This window comes from uncultured Fretibacterium sp. (genome assembly GCF_938040765.1).
Lineage (GTDB): Bacteria > Synergistota > Synergistia > Synergistales > Aminobacteriaceae > CAJPSE01.
Genome location: NZ_CALIAA010000247.1, coordinates 1 through 15,310 on the forward strand (window position 1 = coordinate 1; position 15,310 = coordinate 15,310).

Here is a 15,310-nt window from a genome sequence, read left to right on the forward strand (position 1 = left end):
CCGTCGCGTCGAGCGGCGCGCGCATCCTCCTGGTTGCGATGGGCCTCCCCCGGCAGGAGAAGTGGGTTGCGCTTCATAAAAAACGACTGGGCGGCCTCCTGGCGGTAGGGGTGGGGGGCGCTTTCGACGTGTTTGCCGGCCGCCTCTCCCGGGCTCCGGCCCTGGTGCAGAGGATCGGGATGGAATGGTTCTACCGGCTCTGTCAGGAGCCGGGCCGCTGGAGTCGGGACCTGAGGCTGGCGTCCTTCATCCTCCGCGTCCTGGCGACGCGCCTGGGGCTGTACGGGAGAGGGGCGCCTCGCTGAGCGCAGGTTCGGCGCGGCGCAAGCGCGACGTCACGACGTAAAAATGAAGATCGTCGTCCTGGCCGTCGGCAGGCCCAGGGAGAAAAGGCTGGCCTCCCTGGCGGACGAGTATCTGGCGCGGATTCGGCCCGCGGGGCTCGTCGGCGTGGAGCGGGTGCCCGACGTCGCCGCCGCCCGGCCGGCGGAGGCGGTCGAGCGCGAGGGGCAGGAGCTCTTGAAGCGCATCCGGCCTCGGGACTGCGTCGTGTTGCTCCGGGAGGACGGGACGGAACGATCCAGCCGGGAGCTGGCCTCCTTTCTCTCCGAGAGGATGGAGGCGACGGCGGGACGCGTGGTGATGGTCGTCGGCGGCCCCTGGGGCACGAGCCGCGGGCTGGGGGACCGGGCCGACGCCCTCCTGTCCCTCTCCCGCATGACGTTTACGCACGAGATGTGTTTTCTCTTCCTCGCCGAGCAGCTGTACCGCGCCTTTTCGATCCTGGCGAGGACGGGATATCATCATTAAAATTAACATGGGGGCGTTGTCCCCGTATGAACTCAGGAGGTTTTCGCAGGTGAAGCTGAACAACATGATGAAGCAGGCCCAGAGGATGCAGGCCCAGATGATGGAGATCCAGGAGAAGCTCGGGGAGGAGACCGTCGAGGCCAGCGTCGGAGGCGGGATGGTCAAGGCCGTCTTTACGGGGCAGGGCGCCCTGGTGGAGATCCGCATCGACCCCGAGGTGATCAAACCCGAGGAGCGGGAGATGCTGGAGGACCTGGTGACCGCGGCGGTCAACGAGGGGCTGCTGAAGAGCAAGGAACTGGCGAACGCCCGGATGGGCGCCGTCACCGGAGCCCTGGGCTCGCTGGGGCTGGGCTTCTAGGGCGCGCTCCTTGGACCCGATCGCCCGCCTGATCTCTCATTTCACGAAGTTTCCGGGCGTGGGGAACAAGAGCGCCCGGAGGATGGTCTTCTACCTTCTGAAACAGGACGCCGCGCAGCTCAGGGAGCTTGGCGCGGGCATCGCCTCCCTCAAGGACGACCTCCACACCTGCAGCGAGTGCGGAAACATATCGGACGGGGATCCCTGTCCGATATGCCGCGACGCCCTGCGGGACCGCAGGACGCTCTGCGTCGTGGAGAACATCGACGACCTTGTCTCCTTCGAACAGGCCGGCATCTACAACGGGCTCTATCACGTGCTGGGGGGCAGGGTCTCCCCGTTCGACGACGAGGACCTGAGCCCGGAGAGCGTGGAGTTCCTTCTGAGGCACATCCGGGACCTGAGGGCCGAGGAGGTCATCATCGCGACGAACCCCCGCATGGAGGGCGACCTCACCTACTATGCCCTTCTGGACATCCTGCGGGGGCTCGACGGCCCGGAGGAGAAGTCGGGTGGGAAGCTCAGGGTCACGCGCCTTGCCTTCGGGCTTCCGGTCGGAGGCTCCATAGAGTTTGCGGACCGCATGACGCTCCATACGGCGCTCGAGTCCCGGACGACGGCCCTGCGGGACTGACGGGTACGGAACCGTAAGGACGGGCTCACGAAGACGAGATAACGAAGATGAGAGCATGAGGGCGAGACCGTGAAGCATTTTTCGTTTCTGATCGTTGCGGGAGGAAGCGGGAGCCGCATCGGCGGGGAGAGGAAGCAGTTCCGGCTCCTGGAGGGGCGGCCGCTGTGGCGCTGGAGTGCGGACCTGGCGGCGTCCCTGTGGCGCGACGGGATCGCGGAAATCGTCCTGGTCCTTCCCCGCGGCGAGGTTGCCCCTCAGCCCTGGCCCGAGTCCGGTCCCGTCCCGCTCCGTCTGGCCGAGGGGGGGACCTCGCGGCCGGAGTCCGTCATGAACGGCCTTGCGGCCTGCTCTTGCGATTACGTGATGGTGCATGACGCGGCCCGTCCCCTCGTGAGCGGGGCCCTGCTGAAAAAACTGATGGAGGCGACGGACGAGCGATTCGGGGCCGTCCCCGTTCTGCCGGTCGCCGAGGCGGTCAAGTGCATTGACGCGGGGGGCTGCGTCGGCGCCGTGGACCGTGAGGGGCTCTTCACGACCCAGACGCCCCAGTCCTTTTTTCGCAAAAGGCTGGCGTCCGTCCTGGAGAGGTACGGGGCGTCCGTCAAGGACGAGGCCGAGGCCTGGCTTGCCGCGGGGCTGGAGCTTCGATGTCTGGAGGGGGAGCGCTTGAATTTCAAGGTTACGTGGCCGGAGGACCTGCGCGTGGCGAGGGCTCTGGCCCGTGAGCGCGGAGGGGCGGCGGTCCGTACCGGCCTGGGGTACGACGTGCACCGCCTGGTTCCGGAGCGTCCGCTGATCCTGGGAGGGGTCCGCATCGAGGACTCCCCCCTGGGGCTTCTCGGGCACTCGGACGCGGATCTCCTGGCCCATACCGTCTCGGACGCCCTGCTTGGGGCGGCGGGTCTGCCGGATATCGGCAATCTGTTCCCCGCCTCGGACGGGGCCTATCGGAACGCGGACAGCATGGAGCTGCTGCGGCGCGTCGTGGAGAGGGTCCGGGAGGAGCGATGGAACGTCGTCTGGGTGGATGCGGTGATTCAGGCCCAGATCCCGCGCCTGAACGTCCACCTGCCCGAGATGCGGTCCCGGCTCTCAGCTCTGCTGAACCCCGGCGGCCCGAACTGCGTCAACCTCAAGGCGAAGTCCGCGGAGGGGACGGACGACCCCGGCCTGGGACGCTCCATGACCTGCTGGGCGGCCGCGACCCTGGCCCGCGAGGGGGTGGGGGAGTGATCCGGACGCGCTTCGCCCCCTCGCCCACGGGGGAGCTCCACATCGGAGGGGCCCGGACAGCGCTTTTCAATTTCCTGCTCGCCCGCTCGGCGGGGGGGCAGGGCCGGTTTGTCCTTAGGATCGACGACACGGACGCGGAACGCTCGCGCAGGGAGTTCGAGTTCAAGCTGATGGAGGACCTTCGCTGGCTCGGGCTGGATTGGGACGAGGGGCCGGATGGCCCCGGAGGCGTCTCCTGTCGGCAGAGCGAACGCCTTGGCCTCTATGCGGAATGGATGCTCAGGCTTCGCGAGGCGGGCGCCGTCTACCCCTGCTTCTGCTCGGACGAACGGCTCGGCGCCCTGCGCCGGGCCGGCGCCCTGCTCGGCCAGCAGCCCCTGCGCCGGGATCAGGCGGCCCGAGGCGAGCCGCCGCGCTACGACGGGCGCTGCCGGGCGTTATCCTCCGGAGAGGCCGAGCGCCGCATCGCCTCCGGTGAAAAACCGTGCTGGCGTTTCGCGCTGGGGAGCGAGTCCATCGTCTTCGAGGACGCGGTGCGGGGCCGTCAGGTCTTCCCGGCGGGGACCATAGGGGACTTCGTCCTGGAGCGGAGCGACGGCATGCCCACCTACCTCTTCGCCTCCGCCGTGGACGACCTCGCGATGGAGATCACGCATGTGGTGCGGGGGGACGAGCACGTCCCCAACACGGCGCGCCAGTTGGCGATCCTGGACCGGCTGGGCTGCCCCCGTCCCGTCTTTGCGCACATCCCCATGATCCTGTCGGCGGACCGGCAGAAGCTCAGCAAGCGGACGGGCTCGACCTCCATTCGGGAGTACCGGGAGCGGGGTTTCCTTCCCGAGGGGCTTGTCGCCTATCTGGCGACCCTGAGCTGGTCCCCCGGGGACTCCGTCTCCCCGTTCTCGTTGGAGTCGCTCGCCGGCGCTTTTTCGCTTGATCGCATCTCCCGCTCCTCCCCCCTGCACGACGAGTCCCACCTGCTGCACTGGCAGAGGGAGGCGATGCGCCGAAGGGGGACGGCCCGCGTCCGGCAGGAGATTGCGGAGCGGGACCCCCGGTTCGAGGTCCTTGGGGACCGGCTCGATGTCCTGATAGGGGACCTCCTGGACGAGCATCCCCTTACGGGGGAGCTGGAACAGGCCCTGGCGTTTCTCGTGGAGCGGCCGACCGGCGAGAGGACGGAGTGGATGCCGATCCTGGCATCCGCCCTGGGGAAGCTGGAGCCCTGGACCGAGGAGGAATTGAACGGCCTGCTGCGCGCGTTCATGAGGGAACGGGGAATGAAGGGAAAGGAGTTCTTCCATCCCTTGAGGCTCCTGCTGACGGGAGGGGAACGGGGGGCCGCGCTGCCGCTTGTCCTGCTCGCCCTGGGGCGCGAGGAGGCCGTGTCCCGTCTTGCGGGCTGATGCCTGGGAGGTCATGATGAGCGTCGTCTATTCGCGCAACAGATTTTTTGACGTGGAGAACTGGACGGGGGCCGAGGTGCTCGGAGGCTTTGAGGACGTGGTGCACGTCGACGACGCTTCCGACCTGACCGTCTTCGAGGCCTATGAGGTTTCGATCGAGGATTCCTGGCCGAGCTTCATCCGGGACCAGTCCCTGTGACCGGTCTGCTCCGATAGAGATGCAGGAACCGGTCCCGCTCGGGATTACCGGGGCGGAGCTTGCTGGAACTTTTCTTATCGGTCTGTCCCGTCCGGCCCCTGGGCGCCCCACTCGACGAGGGTGAAGCCCTTTCGGACGAAGGGCGTCAGCTCCTGCGGGGGGACGGAGACCGGGGCATTCAGGGGCCGGTAGGCCATGAAGACGCGCAGGACGCTGTCCGGCCTCGGCGTGACGGTCAGCGGGGCGGAGTCGGTATAGTTCCTCCCCTGGAAGGCGATGAGGTTCCAGGGGTTGTCCTGCATCCGCGGCAGCCAGTAGACGATGAACTCGTTGTACTCGCGCGGGGTGAGGCCCATGTACGCCAGCTTCTCGCGCAAAAACGCGGCGGTGTCCGAGCCCCTGACGACGAAGCCCCTGGAGAAGTCGGGGTGTGTTTCGTCGGACGCCCCCTCCCAGAAGAGGTAGCTGTATTCCCGGCCCTGTTTGTCGGTGAGGGTACCGTCGGGCCGCGCGGTGACTCGCCACGCGCCGTCGGGGTCGGGCGCCGGGTAGGTGCAGGTCAGCCTGCCTTGGTACTCCAGCCTCACGCTCACCTCCGTCTCGGCCTCCGGGTAGAGGTAGATGACGGGCTTATAGACGTTCCCTTCGGGTTCATCCTCCTCTAGCTCTAGAACAAGAGATAGCTCGGGATACCCGATTGGAGATGGAAATGTCGAGTTTGATGTTAGGATAAAACTCAAAGTCGGTATCTCCCCGTTTTTTATGTGCAACGTATTTTCCCTGTCCCGGATAAAAATTTGGTATTGTGGATGTTCGTTAAGAAGATCATGGGGCTTCCATTCTCCTTTTTGCCCATCATAAATATAAAATTTTTGCTGAGTATAATCTACGGACACGTTATAGCGCATCCATTCACGATTCTCTTGTGGTCGAATAAATATTTTGCACGGGTAGCCCGAGTAATCCGAAAGAGGCCAATCGACATTGGGGGAAAGGCCCCTTATACTCCAGACCCCCAGCAACGCCCACAACAGCAAAAGGACCGTAAGACAGGGTTTGAGGAACGTTTGTTTTCCTGGTTTCATGCTCTTATCCTCTTTTCTACCGAACCGTCCCGTCCGGCCCCTGACCGCCCCACTCGACGAGGGTGAAGCCCCTGCGAACGAAGGGCATCAGCTCCTGCGGGGGGACGACGATGGGAGCGGCCAGGGGCCGGTAGGCCATGAAGACGCGGAGGATGCTGTCGGGCCTCGGCGTGACGGCCAGCGGGGCGGAGTCGGTGTAGTTCCTCCCTTGGAAGGCGATGAGGTTCCAGGGGTTGTCCTGCATCCGCGGCAGCCAGTAGACGATGAACTCGTTGTACTCGCGCGGGGTGAGGCCCATGTACGCCAGCTTCTCGCGCAAAAACGCGGCGGTGTCCGAGCCCCTGACGACGAAGCCCCTGGAGAAGTCGGGCGGGGCTCCGTCGGACGCGCCCTCCCAGAAGAGGTAGCTGTACTCCCGGCCCTGCCTGTCGGTGAGGGTGCCGTCGGGCCGCGCGGTGACGCGCCACGCGCCGTCGGGGTCGGGCGCGGGGTAGGTGCAGGTCAGCCTGCCCTTGTACTCCAGCCGCACGGTCACCTCCGTCTCGGCCTCCGGGTAGAGGTAGATGACGGGCTTGGCAAATGTCTTATTCCATCCCTCCATATCGAGAGAACGGTCCGAAGGGTCTAGACGAATTGCATCATGGAGAATAGGGCATTCGGAATAGATATCGGGGAACATTTCTATTGGGGAATAGCCGTAATCGTAGTTGTATCTGTACCGTAAACGCCTGTTTTCCCCGATAGGCCCGTCGGGCCACTGGAACGCGCGCCACACGTCCTCCTCTTCGGAGACGGAACAATCGATGTAGAAGGGGGTCCCTTGAAAGTCCACCTCCAACGCAGGTGGCGGTGTCTCGGCCGCTTCCCTTTCGCTGGCGCTCGGGGATATCCTTGCGGAAGGGGAGCTCTCCTCGGAGGTGACCGAAATGGTCAGTACGCTGTATACCCCAAGCAATACCACCAACGATAAACAGGCTGTAAAACAGGCTTTGAGGAAGGTTCTTTTTCCTGGTTTCATGCTCTTTGCCTCCTTATCGGGCAAGCCCGCGGGCTCAAAGCAACGCTCTCGTCAGGCAAGCTCCGAGAGGGCCCGGACCAGAAGGGCGTTCTCGTCGGGCATGCGTGTCGCCACCCGGATGCAGCTTCCATCCAGGCCGGGGAAATTGCGCGTATGCCTCACCACGAGCCCCCGTTCCAGAAGCGCGCGAATGACGCGCTCATCGTCATCCACCTCGATCAGGAAGAAGTGCACTCGCGATGGGCGCACCCGAAATCCCGAGCGGGCCACGGCCTCCATGAAACGGGGCGTCTCCGCCGCGTAAAAGGCGCGCGTCCTCCGGGCGCAGGTCCCGTCCTTCATGAAGCTCAGGACCGTCTCCTGCGCGACGGCATTGACGCTCCAGGTCGGCTGGCGTCCCTTGAGCCGATCGACCCAGCTTCGGGACGCCAGGACGTACCCGATTCTCGCCCCGCAGAGGTGGTAGAGCTTCGTCAGCGACCGCAGGAGCAGGATGTTGGGAAGTGCGCCGAAATCAGGGGATACCTCCTCGCCGTCCGGAAGCAGAAAGTCCGAATACGCCTGATCGACGGCGAAGAGCGTGCGCGGGTTTGCCCGTGCGCGGGCCTCCAGTTCCCCAAAGGGGATGCAGCTCCCCGTGGGGTTGCAGGGGTTGCAGACGAAGACGAGGGCCTTCCCCTCCACGTCCCGCAGGTCGAAGATGTCGGCCGTCGGCACCCCGAAGGCCTCGAGCGCCCGCCGATACTCCCCGTAAGCCGGCTGGAGCACCGCGGCGGTCATTCCGACGAAGAGGGAGGCCAGGAGATAGAGGGCCTCGTTGGAGCCGTTGGTGAAGAGCACCTCGTCGAGGGAACGTCCCTCGCGCTCCGCCACGAGCGTCCGAAGCGCAAGGGCGTCGTCGTCGGGATACTCGGACAGACAGCGGATCAGATCGATCTCCGGCATCACGGGGGAGGGCAGGACGTTCGTATTGACGCTGAAGTCGACGATGCGCTCCGGCATGGGGAGCCCCATCGCCGCATACAGCTTCTCGGGGTTCGCGCCGTGCGGACGACGTGAGAAACTTGCCTCGGGCTGTGTCATAACGCGCTCCTTTCCTCCTGTGTTCCGCTCAGGCCAGGCCGTGCAGGGCAAGGAGGGTCAGCAGCACGAACAGCGCAACGGCGGCGTCCAGCAGGGCGTGGGCCCTCAGGATGTCCTCGGGCTCGGGCTCCCGCACGGCGTCGCCAAGCCAGGGCCTTTCCTCTAAAACCCGTCCATAGATGCCGCCTCCGCCCAGCCGGATGCCCAGGAGTCCCGCGAAGGCGCTCTCGCCGTGCGCACTGTTGGGGCTCCTGTGCTTCCTCCGGTCTCTCAGAAGGACGCGAAGGCCCCGCAGGAGGGGGTAACCCAGGCAGGCCCCGGCCAACACCGCAGCCACCCCTCCGATCCGCGCGGGAAGGAAGTTCAAAACGTCGTCCAGCCGCGCGCTCGCCCATCCGAAGTCCCGATAGCGCTCGTTCTCGTAGCCCACCATGGAGTCCAAGGTGCTCACGGCCTTGAAGGTCCAGACGCTCAGCACCGCCGCGACGCACCCCCCGGCAACATACCCCAGGGCCGCGAAGAAGAGCACGGAGAGGACCCCATCCACGGAGTTCTCCGCCACCGTCTCCACGGCGGCACGCACCATGCCGGCCTCGTCCAGAACATCCGTGTCGCGTCCGACGACGCGCGACAGCGCCGACCGAGCCGCGTCGAGGTCGCCCCGGAAGAGCGCCGCAGCGACCGGTAGGGTCTCGTCCTTCAGGGAGCGCCACGCGAGCGCCGCGTAGAGCAGATAAGCCTCCGCCGCGAAGAGAGCCCCGGGAGCAACGGAGGCCCCCAACAGGAGCAGGCCGACGGACGCGGCCGTCGTAGCCAGCACGGCAACACAGAGGAGAGCACCGCGCCGGCGTCCCTCCTTCCGCTCCCCCTCCCCGGGGTAGAGGCGCGCCTCCCAGAAACCGATGACTCGTCCTATTCCGGCGACGGGGTGGGGCAGTCTTCCCGGGTCGCCCAGCAGAACGTCCAGCAGCAAAGCCGTGCCCAAGATGAGGACAAAATCCATATACGCCATTCTCCGAACGTCAATCCCCGCATCTGCAATTTTCTTGTCTTACACGATCGATATGGGGGCTTCCCCCCCACACCTCTGCCTCCAGAGGGGAGCCTCTCGCTTCGCCTGCGGACCGTCAGCCTCGAGACAGCGGCGTCCCGGCAAGATTTCTCCTCAAAAAAGGCAAGCTGGGGTTCCACCGGGAGGCTTCATGGATTAAATCAGCGTTTCCTTGTATTATACAATTCGGAGGGACTGACGGGATGGAGCCCGGAAGAAGCCGGAGGAAATCGAACCGAAAGGGATTCCCCGAACACGGGGAATGCAAAGACAAAGGGAGTGGAAGAGCACGATGAACGAAATGAAAGAGCCCCTCTCTCTGGCCGAGGCCCTGAGCCTCATCCGTCCCCTCGACGCGGACTCGATGGCCACGGCGGCGGAGTATCAGGACCGCCTTCTCAAGCCCGCCGGAAGCCTCGGAGAGCTGGAGGCCATCGCCATCCGCATCGCGGGCATCACCGGGAAGCTCCACAACACGGCGGACCGGAAGATCCATTTCCTCTTCGGCTCCGACCACGGGGTCTACGAGGAAGGGGTGTCCGGCTCGCCGCACTACTTCACGAGGGCCTTGATGGAGTTCTACGCCAACAGGGCCGGATGCGGCATCGACGTGCTCTGCAGCCACGTCGGGGTCAAGCTTCGCCTGTTCGACCTGGGGGTACGGGACCTGGCTCCGCACCCATGCATCGACGCGACGCATCGACTGATGCCCAATGGCACGGAGAACTTCGCGCGCATACGGGCCATGACGACGGAGACGGCGGCCCAAGCTGTGGAGCTGGGCATTGGCCTTGTCGGAGAGGCAAAGGCCGAGGGGTATCAGATTATGGGCGTCGGCGAGGTGGGGATGGGCAACACCACACCGGCGGCGGCCTGCATCATGGCCGCGCTGGGCCTGAAAGATCCGGACGACGCCGTGGGGCGGGGCGGGGGTTTGACGGACGAGTCGTTCGCCAGAAAAAAACGCGTGATCGGGGAGGCGCTGGAACTTCACCACCCGAACCCGGACGATCCCATCGATATCCTCTCCTGCGTCGGGGGTCTGGACATCGCCGCAATGACAGGCGTCTTTCTCGGGGCGGCGGTCCACCGTCTGCCCGTCCTCGTCGACGGGGTCATCTCCATCGCCGGGGCCCTTCTGGCCGCGAGGCTCTCCCCGCTCTCGCAGGGGTTCATGATCGCCTCACACCTCTCAAGCGAGCCCGGCTATGCGGTTGCGGCCCGGGCATTGGGGCTGACCCCGCTTTTGAACCTCGGGATGAGGCTGGGGGAGGGGACGGGCTGTCCCATCGCCATGCAGGTGGTGGACGACGCCTTGGCCGTGATGAACCGCATGGGGACCTTCGACGGGGTGTCGCTGGAGTCGGAGTATCGAAAAGGGCTCAAAGCATGAGGCCCTTGGAGCGGGATTGACGGGATTCGGCGAGCGCGCGAGCTGACACGAAAAAAAGCCCCTGAGGACAATACATCCTCCTCAGGGGCATACGTTCCGTTTGTCAATTCATCATATCCGTTTTTACACGCTATCTTGATTGAAGCGTTGTATCCAATCATCAATGAAACGCATCTGCTCTTCCGTATGCAGCCGATGCTCCCCATTTTCCATAATGGTAAGCGTTGCGCCGATTTGATTCGCGAACGCGGAGATTGTTTCGAGAGGCGTCAGATTGTCTTTTGCGCCATACAGAATATGCGTCGGCGCCGTCCAATGGACAGGATGTTCCCTTACATAACAAAGATACTCCCATGAGAGCGTTTCCCCAAGGGAAGTATCGATTTCACCCTTATCACGAAGCTCTTCCTCGGTTACATTCGCCCACGTCATCATGTTTGCAATCAAATTTTCCATGTTCACGACAGGGGAAATGAAGTAGGCTTTCTCTATCCGCATCTCGGACAGAGCGCTCATGGCAAAAAATGCGCCGATACTGTTTGCAACGATCCTTACAGATTCATAATCTCTGCAGGTGCGATCAAAATACCCGGGAAATTCTTTTTTCGCCTCCCATGGTGATCGCGCCTTGTAATCGAAACCCATCACATCGCTGTCTGTAAAGAGTGATCGATAATGAAACGCTTCTTTTATACTTCCACCTTTTCCATGGATATAGATGACTGCATTTCTCATGATATGGCCCTTCACAAATTCCAATCCACCCGTGGTCCGCAGTGCCTGCTTGAGGATACCTTCGGCCACGCAGTACAGGAATGATTCACAATGTGGAACAAGGCCCCTGAGGACAACGTATCATCCTCAAGGGCCTTTTGCTCGGGGGGATTGATAAATTTCTTTTCGCTATTTTTCCTCGTCCGCCTGGAGCGAGACGAAGAAGGTCTTGCCGCCCCTGTCGATCAGCAGCACAACGGCCTTGGACTGTCGTTTCATGGCCCCGTCCAGGTCCTCGAGGGTCTCGACCTTTCTGCCGTTCACCTGAAGCAGACGGTCGCCCTCGCGGATTCCCGATATCTGGGCGGACGACCCGTCCTTGACGCCCACGACGACGAGGCCGTTCTGGACCTCCAGGTTGTACTTTCTGCTCAGGTTCTTCGTCAGGGGCGCAACCCCCAGTCCGACCTTGGCAAGCACGTCGCTCGTGCTCTCGGACAGATCGTCGGACGGTTCCTCCTCGCCGTTCTGGGTGTTGGGCCTCTCGTTCAGCTGAGCTTTGAAGCTCATCGTCTTCCCGTCGCGCACCACCTCTATCGGAAGGGTGGACCCCGGAGCCAGCGAGCGAATCCGGTTCACGAACCACTGTACGTCCTTGACCTTCTCCCCGTCGATAGCCGTGATCACGTCGCCGCGCATCAGGCCGGCCTTCTCGGCCGCGGAGTCCGGGAAGACATCGCCGACGATCACGCCGTTCTTGGCCTTGACGCCATAGGCCTCCGCGATCTCGGGCGTCAGGTTCTGAACGGAGATGCCCAGCCAGCCGCGCTTCACCTTTCCGTAGGAGACGAGGTCGCCCATGATCTGCTTGGCCATGTTGACGGGCACCGCGAAGCCCAGCCCCTGGGCATAGGGAAGAATGGCCGTGTTGATGCCCACGACCTGCCCCTCCATGTTGAGCAGAGGACCGCCGCTGTTGCCGGGGTTGATGGCCGCATCCGTCTGGAGGAACCCGTCGAAGTTCACGTCCTGTGCGTGGATGCTGCGGTTCTTCGCGGAGATGACGCCCGCCGTCACGGAGTGCTCGAAGCCGTAGGGGTTCCCGATGGCGACGACCCATTCCCCCACCTCGACGGCGTCGGAATCCCCAAGCTCGAGGACCGGAAGGTCCTCGTTGGGATCGATTTTAATGACCGCAAGGTCGAAGGTGGGGTCCTTGCCCAGGACCTTCGCCGAATAGGTCTTGCCGTCGGAGAGGGTGACCGTGATCTTGTCCACGCCGTCGATGACGTGGTTGTTCGTCAGAATCTGTCCCTCCTTGGATACGATGAAGCCGGACCCGCGTCCCTTCATGGGGACGGATCGGGTGAAGTTCTTGAACGTGTCGCCGAAGAACTGCCGGAAGAAGGGATCGTCGTCGAAGGGAAACGGGACCGCAGTACGCTTGGCCCTGGTCTCCACGTCGATGTTCACGACGGCGGGAGAGGCCTTCTTTACGATGGGGACGACGGGCGACATGGACGCCGCGTCGGACGCGGCCTGAGCCGTCCCAACCTGGACGGCCCCCAGGGCCAGAAGCACGGCCAATACGGCCCCCGTATAACGCTTGTATCTCGAACCGGAACGCAACATGACAAAAGCACCTCCAAATTGGATTACAGCCGTTTTCATCGATGATGCGTATATTGTAGGACTTGAGCCCGACTCCTTCATGCAGTTTTTTACCGACGAGGGCATCCGAAAAAGGACGAAATCCGGCAGGAGATGCGACACGAACGTCGCTTCAGGAACGGAAAAAGAGAACGCGCCGTAATGTTTCTCCGCAAATATTTCTTTCCGCAATTTGATTTGTTGAATTAGCATGATAAAATACCTGCTCAAAAGGAGGCGTTGGGCGTGGAGGTCATCAAGGCAGGGAAGGGGAGCCCCGCTTCGGCGGACGGACAGCTGCGCGAAGCGGTGGGAGAGATTGTGGAGGACGTCCGACGCCATGGGGACGAGGCCCTGATACGTTATGGGAGGAAGTTCGACGACAGCCCGCGGGAGCGGATGCGCGTCCTGCCGGAGGAGGTCGAGGCCGCCTGTCGGGAGGTCTCCGGGGAGGAGCTCGAGGATATCCGAAAGGCTGCCGGGAATATTCGAAAGTTTGCGGAGGCCCAAAGGGGCGCCCTGAAGGAGGTCTCGGAGTTCTCGCCCGTCCCGGGGGTGTTCCTGGGACATCGCGTGATCCCCGTCCAATCGTGCTGCTGCTACGTGCCGGGTGGGAGCTATCCGCTTTATTCCACGGCGCTGATGCTGGCCATCCCGGCGAGGACCGCCGGCGTGAAGCGGGTCGCGGCCTGCTCCCCCGTCATGAAGGGGACCGGTTCCATCCACCCCAAGACCCTGGCCGCCCTGGCCGTCGCGGGGGTGGACGAAATCTATGCGGTCGGGGGGGCCCAGGCCATCGCGGCGTTCGCTTACGGAACGGAACGGATCGCCCCCGTGGACCTGATCGTGGGGCCGGGCAACCGTTATGTTGCCGAGGCGAAGCGCCAATGCTACGGCCAGGTGGGGATCGATTTTTTTGCGGGCCCCAGCGAGGTCCTGATCCTGGCCGACGCTGCGGCCGACGCGGGACTGATAGCGCTGGACCTGCTGGCCCAGTGCGAACACGACCCCACGGCGAGGGGGACCGTCGTGACGACGGACCGGGCTTTGGCCGAGCGCGTCGTGGCGGAGGTGGAACGCCGTCTCAAGACGCTCGAGACGGCGGAGATCGCCCGGCGGTCCTGGGAGGATTACGGGGAGGTCCTCCTTGCGGGCTCGATGGACGAGGCCGTCGCCCTCGCGAACGACCGGGCCCCGGAGCATCTGGAGGTCCACACGGAGAACTCCGATAACCTGATGGACTCCCTTTACAATTACGGCTCCCTGTTCCTGGGGCCCTATACGGCGGAGGTCTTCGGGGACTACGCCTCCGGGACCAACCACACCCTGCCCACGCTGCGGGCCGCACGCTACACGGGAGGGGTCTGGGTGGGGACGTTCCTGAAGGTCTGCACGCACCAGAGGCTGACCCGGGAGGGGATGACGGGTCTGGCGCCCCTTGTCTCGCGGCTCGCGAGGGGCGAGGGGCTGATCGCGCACGCCGACGCCGCGGAGGGACGGCTGGAGCGTTACAGGGCTTGTGGAACGGACAAGGGAGGCGTTTTGCGATGAGCAGCGGGACGGAGAGAGCGGACACGGCGCTCAGACGATCGCTTGGGCTTCGGGAGTCCGTGACGATCACGGTCGGGACGGTTATCGGGGTGGGGCTTTTTACCGTCGGGGCGAATGTCGTGGGACTCATGGGAGCGGCGGTCATCCTGCCGACCTTCATCGCCATGCTCGTCAGCATCTATCCGGCGCTGCTCTACGCCGAGATGGGGGCGGCGCTGCCCTACGCGGGAGGCACCTACAAGTACGCCTCCCTTGGGCTGAACCGGCCCATGGGGATGCTGGCCGCGTGGAACTTCATCATCTCACTGGTGGCGGTGACCAGCGGCGAGGCCCTGGCCTTCAGTTTTTACCTGAAGACGGCATGCCGTGTCCTGGGATGGGAACTGCCCCTGAGCGATGTGGCAGTCGCCTGCCTGGTGGTGGCGCTCTTCATTGCGACCAACGTCTGCGGCGTCGAGATAACCGGGCGGCTGCAGAACGGCTTCATGTTCTTTTTCTGGGGCGTGGCCCTCGTCTGGTTCCTGATGATGATGCCCCATATCCGCCTGCCCTATTTCGCGGTCCTCCCCGATTACGTGGATTTCCGTCCCGCGTCCCTGATCGGGGCGACGGCCATGATCTGGTGGTGTTTCGCCGGGTTCGAGACCTGCTGCGCCATGGGGGAGGAGATACGCCATCCGCAGATCAACATCCCTCGGGCGCTCTTTCTGGCGCCCTTCATCGTGTTCGCCGTGAACGCCCTGTTTCAGGGCTTCATCGTCGGGATCGTCCCGACGGAAAGCCTGTCCGCCCTGTCGAAGGCGGATGCGCCCTATGCCGAGGCCATGGCCACGGCGGGGCTCATGGGGATCCCCCTTTTGACTCTGGCGCTCGGGATCGCCTTCGGCGGGGACTTCTCGACCCTGAACGCCAGTATTGCCGTGCCGCCCCGCTACCTTTTCACCATGGCCCGCGACGGAGCCATGCCCCGCATCTTCGCGGCGGTCCATCCCCGATACAGGACCCCCTGGGTGGCGATTCTCTTTCTGGGAGGGCTTTCCATAGCCCTTATCGCAACGGGTTCCATCGTCTACATCGCCTCGCTGAGCCTCTTCGCCGACCTCTTTTACTACGTGATCGGCA

16 protein-coding genes are annotated in these 15,310 nt (G+C 63.9%); 10 read left to right on the forward strand and 6 right to left on the reverse strand.

Features of this window, described 5'->3' with window-relative positions:
* The 7 genes from Q0176_RS08510 to Q0176_RS08540 all read left to right on the forward strand — a co-directional run.
* A partial coding sequence (locus tag Q0176_RS08510) for a WecB/TagA/CpsF family glycosyltransferase (protein ID WP_299301541.1) occupies positions 1-305 on the forward strand: 305 nt, incomplete at its 5' end.
* Between the two features lie 43 nt (positions 306-348).
* Positions 349-810, forward strand: coding sequence for a 23S rRNA (pseudouridine(1915)-N(3))-methyltransferase RlmH (locus tag Q0176_RS08515; RefSeq protein ID WP_299301544.1), 462 nt, complete (start codon positions 349-351; stop codon positions 808-810).
* 49 nt (positions 811-859) lie between these two features.
* Positions 860-1,171, forward strand: coding sequence for a YbaB/EbfC family nucleoid-associated protein (locus tag Q0176_RS08520; protein WP_299075692.1), 312 nt, complete (start codon positions 860-862; stop codon positions 1,169-1,171).
* Positions 1,172-1,181: 10 nt separating this feature from the next.
* On the forward strand, positions 1,182-1,805 hold the full coding sequence (gene recR, locus Q0176_RS08525; RefSeq protein ID WP_299301548.1) for a recombination mediator RecR: 624 nt from the start codon (positions 1,182-1,184) through the stop codon (positions 1,803-1,805).
* Positions 1,806-1,874: 69 nt separating this feature from the next.
* Positions 1,875-3,038 (forward strand): 2-C-methyl-D-erythritol 2,4-cyclodiphosphate synthase, encoded by a 1,164-nt coding sequence (ispF, locus tag Q0176_RS08530; RefSeq protein ID WP_299301551.1) that lies wholly within the window; start codon positions 1,875-1,877, stop codon positions 3,036-3,038.
* Positions 3,035-4,444 (forward strand): glutamate--tRNA ligase, encoded by a 1,410-nt coding sequence (gltX, locus tag Q0176_RS08535; RefSeq protein WP_299301553.1) that lies wholly within the window; start codon positions 3,035-3,037, stop codon positions 4,442-4,444. The genes ispF and gltX overlap by 4 nt, the downstream gene beginning before the upstream one ends.
* A complete protein-coding gene (locus Q0176_RS08540; protein WP_299301555.1) occupies positions 4,434-4,643 on the forward strand; it encodes a hypothetical protein in 210 nt (69 codons plus the stop codon). Before gltX ends, Q0176_RS08540 begins: the two co-directional genes overlap by 11 nt.
* 74 nt (positions 4,644-4,717) lie before the next feature.
* Here Q0176_RS08540 and Q0176_RS08545 read toward each other — a convergent pair whose 3' ends face one another.
* The 4 genes from Q0176_RS08545 to cbiB all read right to left on the reverse strand — a co-directional run bounded on the left by Q0176_RS08545 (position 4,718) and on the right by cbiB (position 8,832).
* Positions 4,718-5,236 carry a hypothetical protein gene (locus Q0176_RS08545; RefSeq protein WP_299301558.1) on the reverse strand — a complete coding sequence of 173 codons (519 nt, stop codon included), beginning with the start codon at positions 5,234-5,236 and terminating at the stop codon, positions 4,718-4,720.
* Between the two features lie 508 nt (positions 5,237-5,744).
* Complete coding sequence (locus tag Q0176_RS08550) at positions 5,745-6,329, reverse strand: hypothetical protein (RefSeq protein WP_299301559.1); 585 nt, start codon at positions 6,327-6,329, stop codon at positions 5,745-5,747.
* 468 nt (positions 6,330-6,797) lie between these two features.
* Entirely contained in the window at positions 6,798-7,829 is a 1,032-nt protein-coding gene (locus tag Q0176_RS08555; protein ID WP_299301561.1) for an aminotransferase class I/II-fold pyridoxal phosphate-dependent enzyme, read from the reverse strand.
* A 28-nt stretch (positions 7,830-7,857) separates the two neighbouring features.
* Positions 7,858-8,832, reverse strand: coding sequence for an adenosylcobinamide-phosphate synthase CbiB (gene cbiB, locus Q0176_RS08560; RefSeq protein WP_299301563.1), 975 nt, complete (start codon positions 8,830-8,832; stop codon positions 7,858-7,860).
* A gap of 340 nt (positions 8,833-9,172) precedes the next feature.
* On the opposite strand from cbiB, the gene cobT reads away from it, so the two are divergent.
* Positions 9,173-10,273: a nicotinate-nucleotide--dimethylbenzimidazole phosphoribosyltransferase gene (cobT, locus tag Q0176_RS08565; protein ID WP_299301566.1), complete on the forward strand. Its 1,101-nt coding sequence runs from the start codon at positions 9,173-9,175 to the stop codon at positions 10,271-10,273.
* A 123-nt stretch (positions 10,274-10,396) separates the two neighbouring features.
* Here cobT and Q0176_RS08570 read toward each other — a convergent pair whose 3' ends face one another.
* Positions 10,397-11,008: an alpha/beta hydrolase gene (locus Q0176_RS08570; protein ID WP_299301568.1), complete on the reverse strand. Its 612-nt coding sequence runs from the start codon at positions 11,006-11,008 to the stop codon at positions 10,397-10,399.
* Positions 11,009-11,176: 168 nt separating this feature from the next.
* Complete coding sequence (locus tag Q0176_RS08575; RefSeq protein ID WP_299301570.1) at positions 11,177-12,619, reverse strand: Do family serine endopeptidase; 1,443 nt, start codon at positions 12,617-12,619, stop codon at positions 11,177-11,179.
* Between the two features lie 264 nt (positions 12,620-12,883).
* Here Q0176_RS08575 and hisD point away from each other — a divergent pair, with 264 nt between their 5' ends.
* Both hisD and Q0176_RS08585 read left to right on the forward strand, forming a co-directional pair.
* The gene (gene hisD, locus Q0176_RS08580; RefSeq protein ID WP_299301572.1) at positions 12,884-14,188 is read left to right on the forward strand and encodes a histidinol dehydrogenase; all 1,305 of its coding nucleotides are present in this window, start codon (positions 12,884-12,886) and stop codon (positions 14,186-14,188) included.
* The coding region (locus Q0176_RS08585; protein ID WP_299301574.1) for an amino acid permease at positions 14,185-15,310 on the forward strand (1,126 nt) is incomplete at its 3' end. The genes hisD and Q0176_RS08585, both read left to right, overlap by 4 nt.

What these genes read in the sequence shown, in the direction of transcription:
- Q0176_RS08555 (WP_299301561.1), bottom strand. Translation starts at nt 7,829, where the DNA reads ATGACACAGCCCGAGGCAAGTTTCTCACGTCGTCCGCACGGCGCGAAC.
- Q0176_RS08515 (WP_299301544.1), top strand. Translation starts at nt 349, where the DNA reads ATGAAGATCGTCGTCCTGGCCGTCGGCAGGCCCAGGGAGAAAAGGCTG.
- cbiB (WP_299301563.1), bottom strand. Translation starts at nt 8,832, where the DNA reads ATGGATTTTGTCCTCATCTTGGGCACGGCTTTGCTGCTGGACGTTCTG.
- Q0176_RS08550 (WP_299301559.1), bottom strand. Translation starts at nt 6,329, where the DNA reads ATGGAGGGATGGAATAAGACATTTGCCAAGCCCGTCATCTACCTCTAC.
- Q0176_RS08570 (WP_299301568.1), bottom strand. Translation starts at nt 11,008, where the DNA reads ATGAGAAATGCAGTCATCTATATCCATGGAAAAGGTGGAAGTATAAAA.
- cobT (WP_299301566.1), top strand. Translation starts at nt 9,173, where the DNA reads ATGAACGAAATGAAAGAGCCCCTCTCTCTGGCCGAGGCCCTGAGCCTC.
- Q0176_RS08575 (WP_299301570.1), bottom strand. Translation starts at nt 12,619, where the DNA reads ATGTTGCGTTCCGGTTCGAGATACAAGCGTTATACGGGGGCCGTATTG.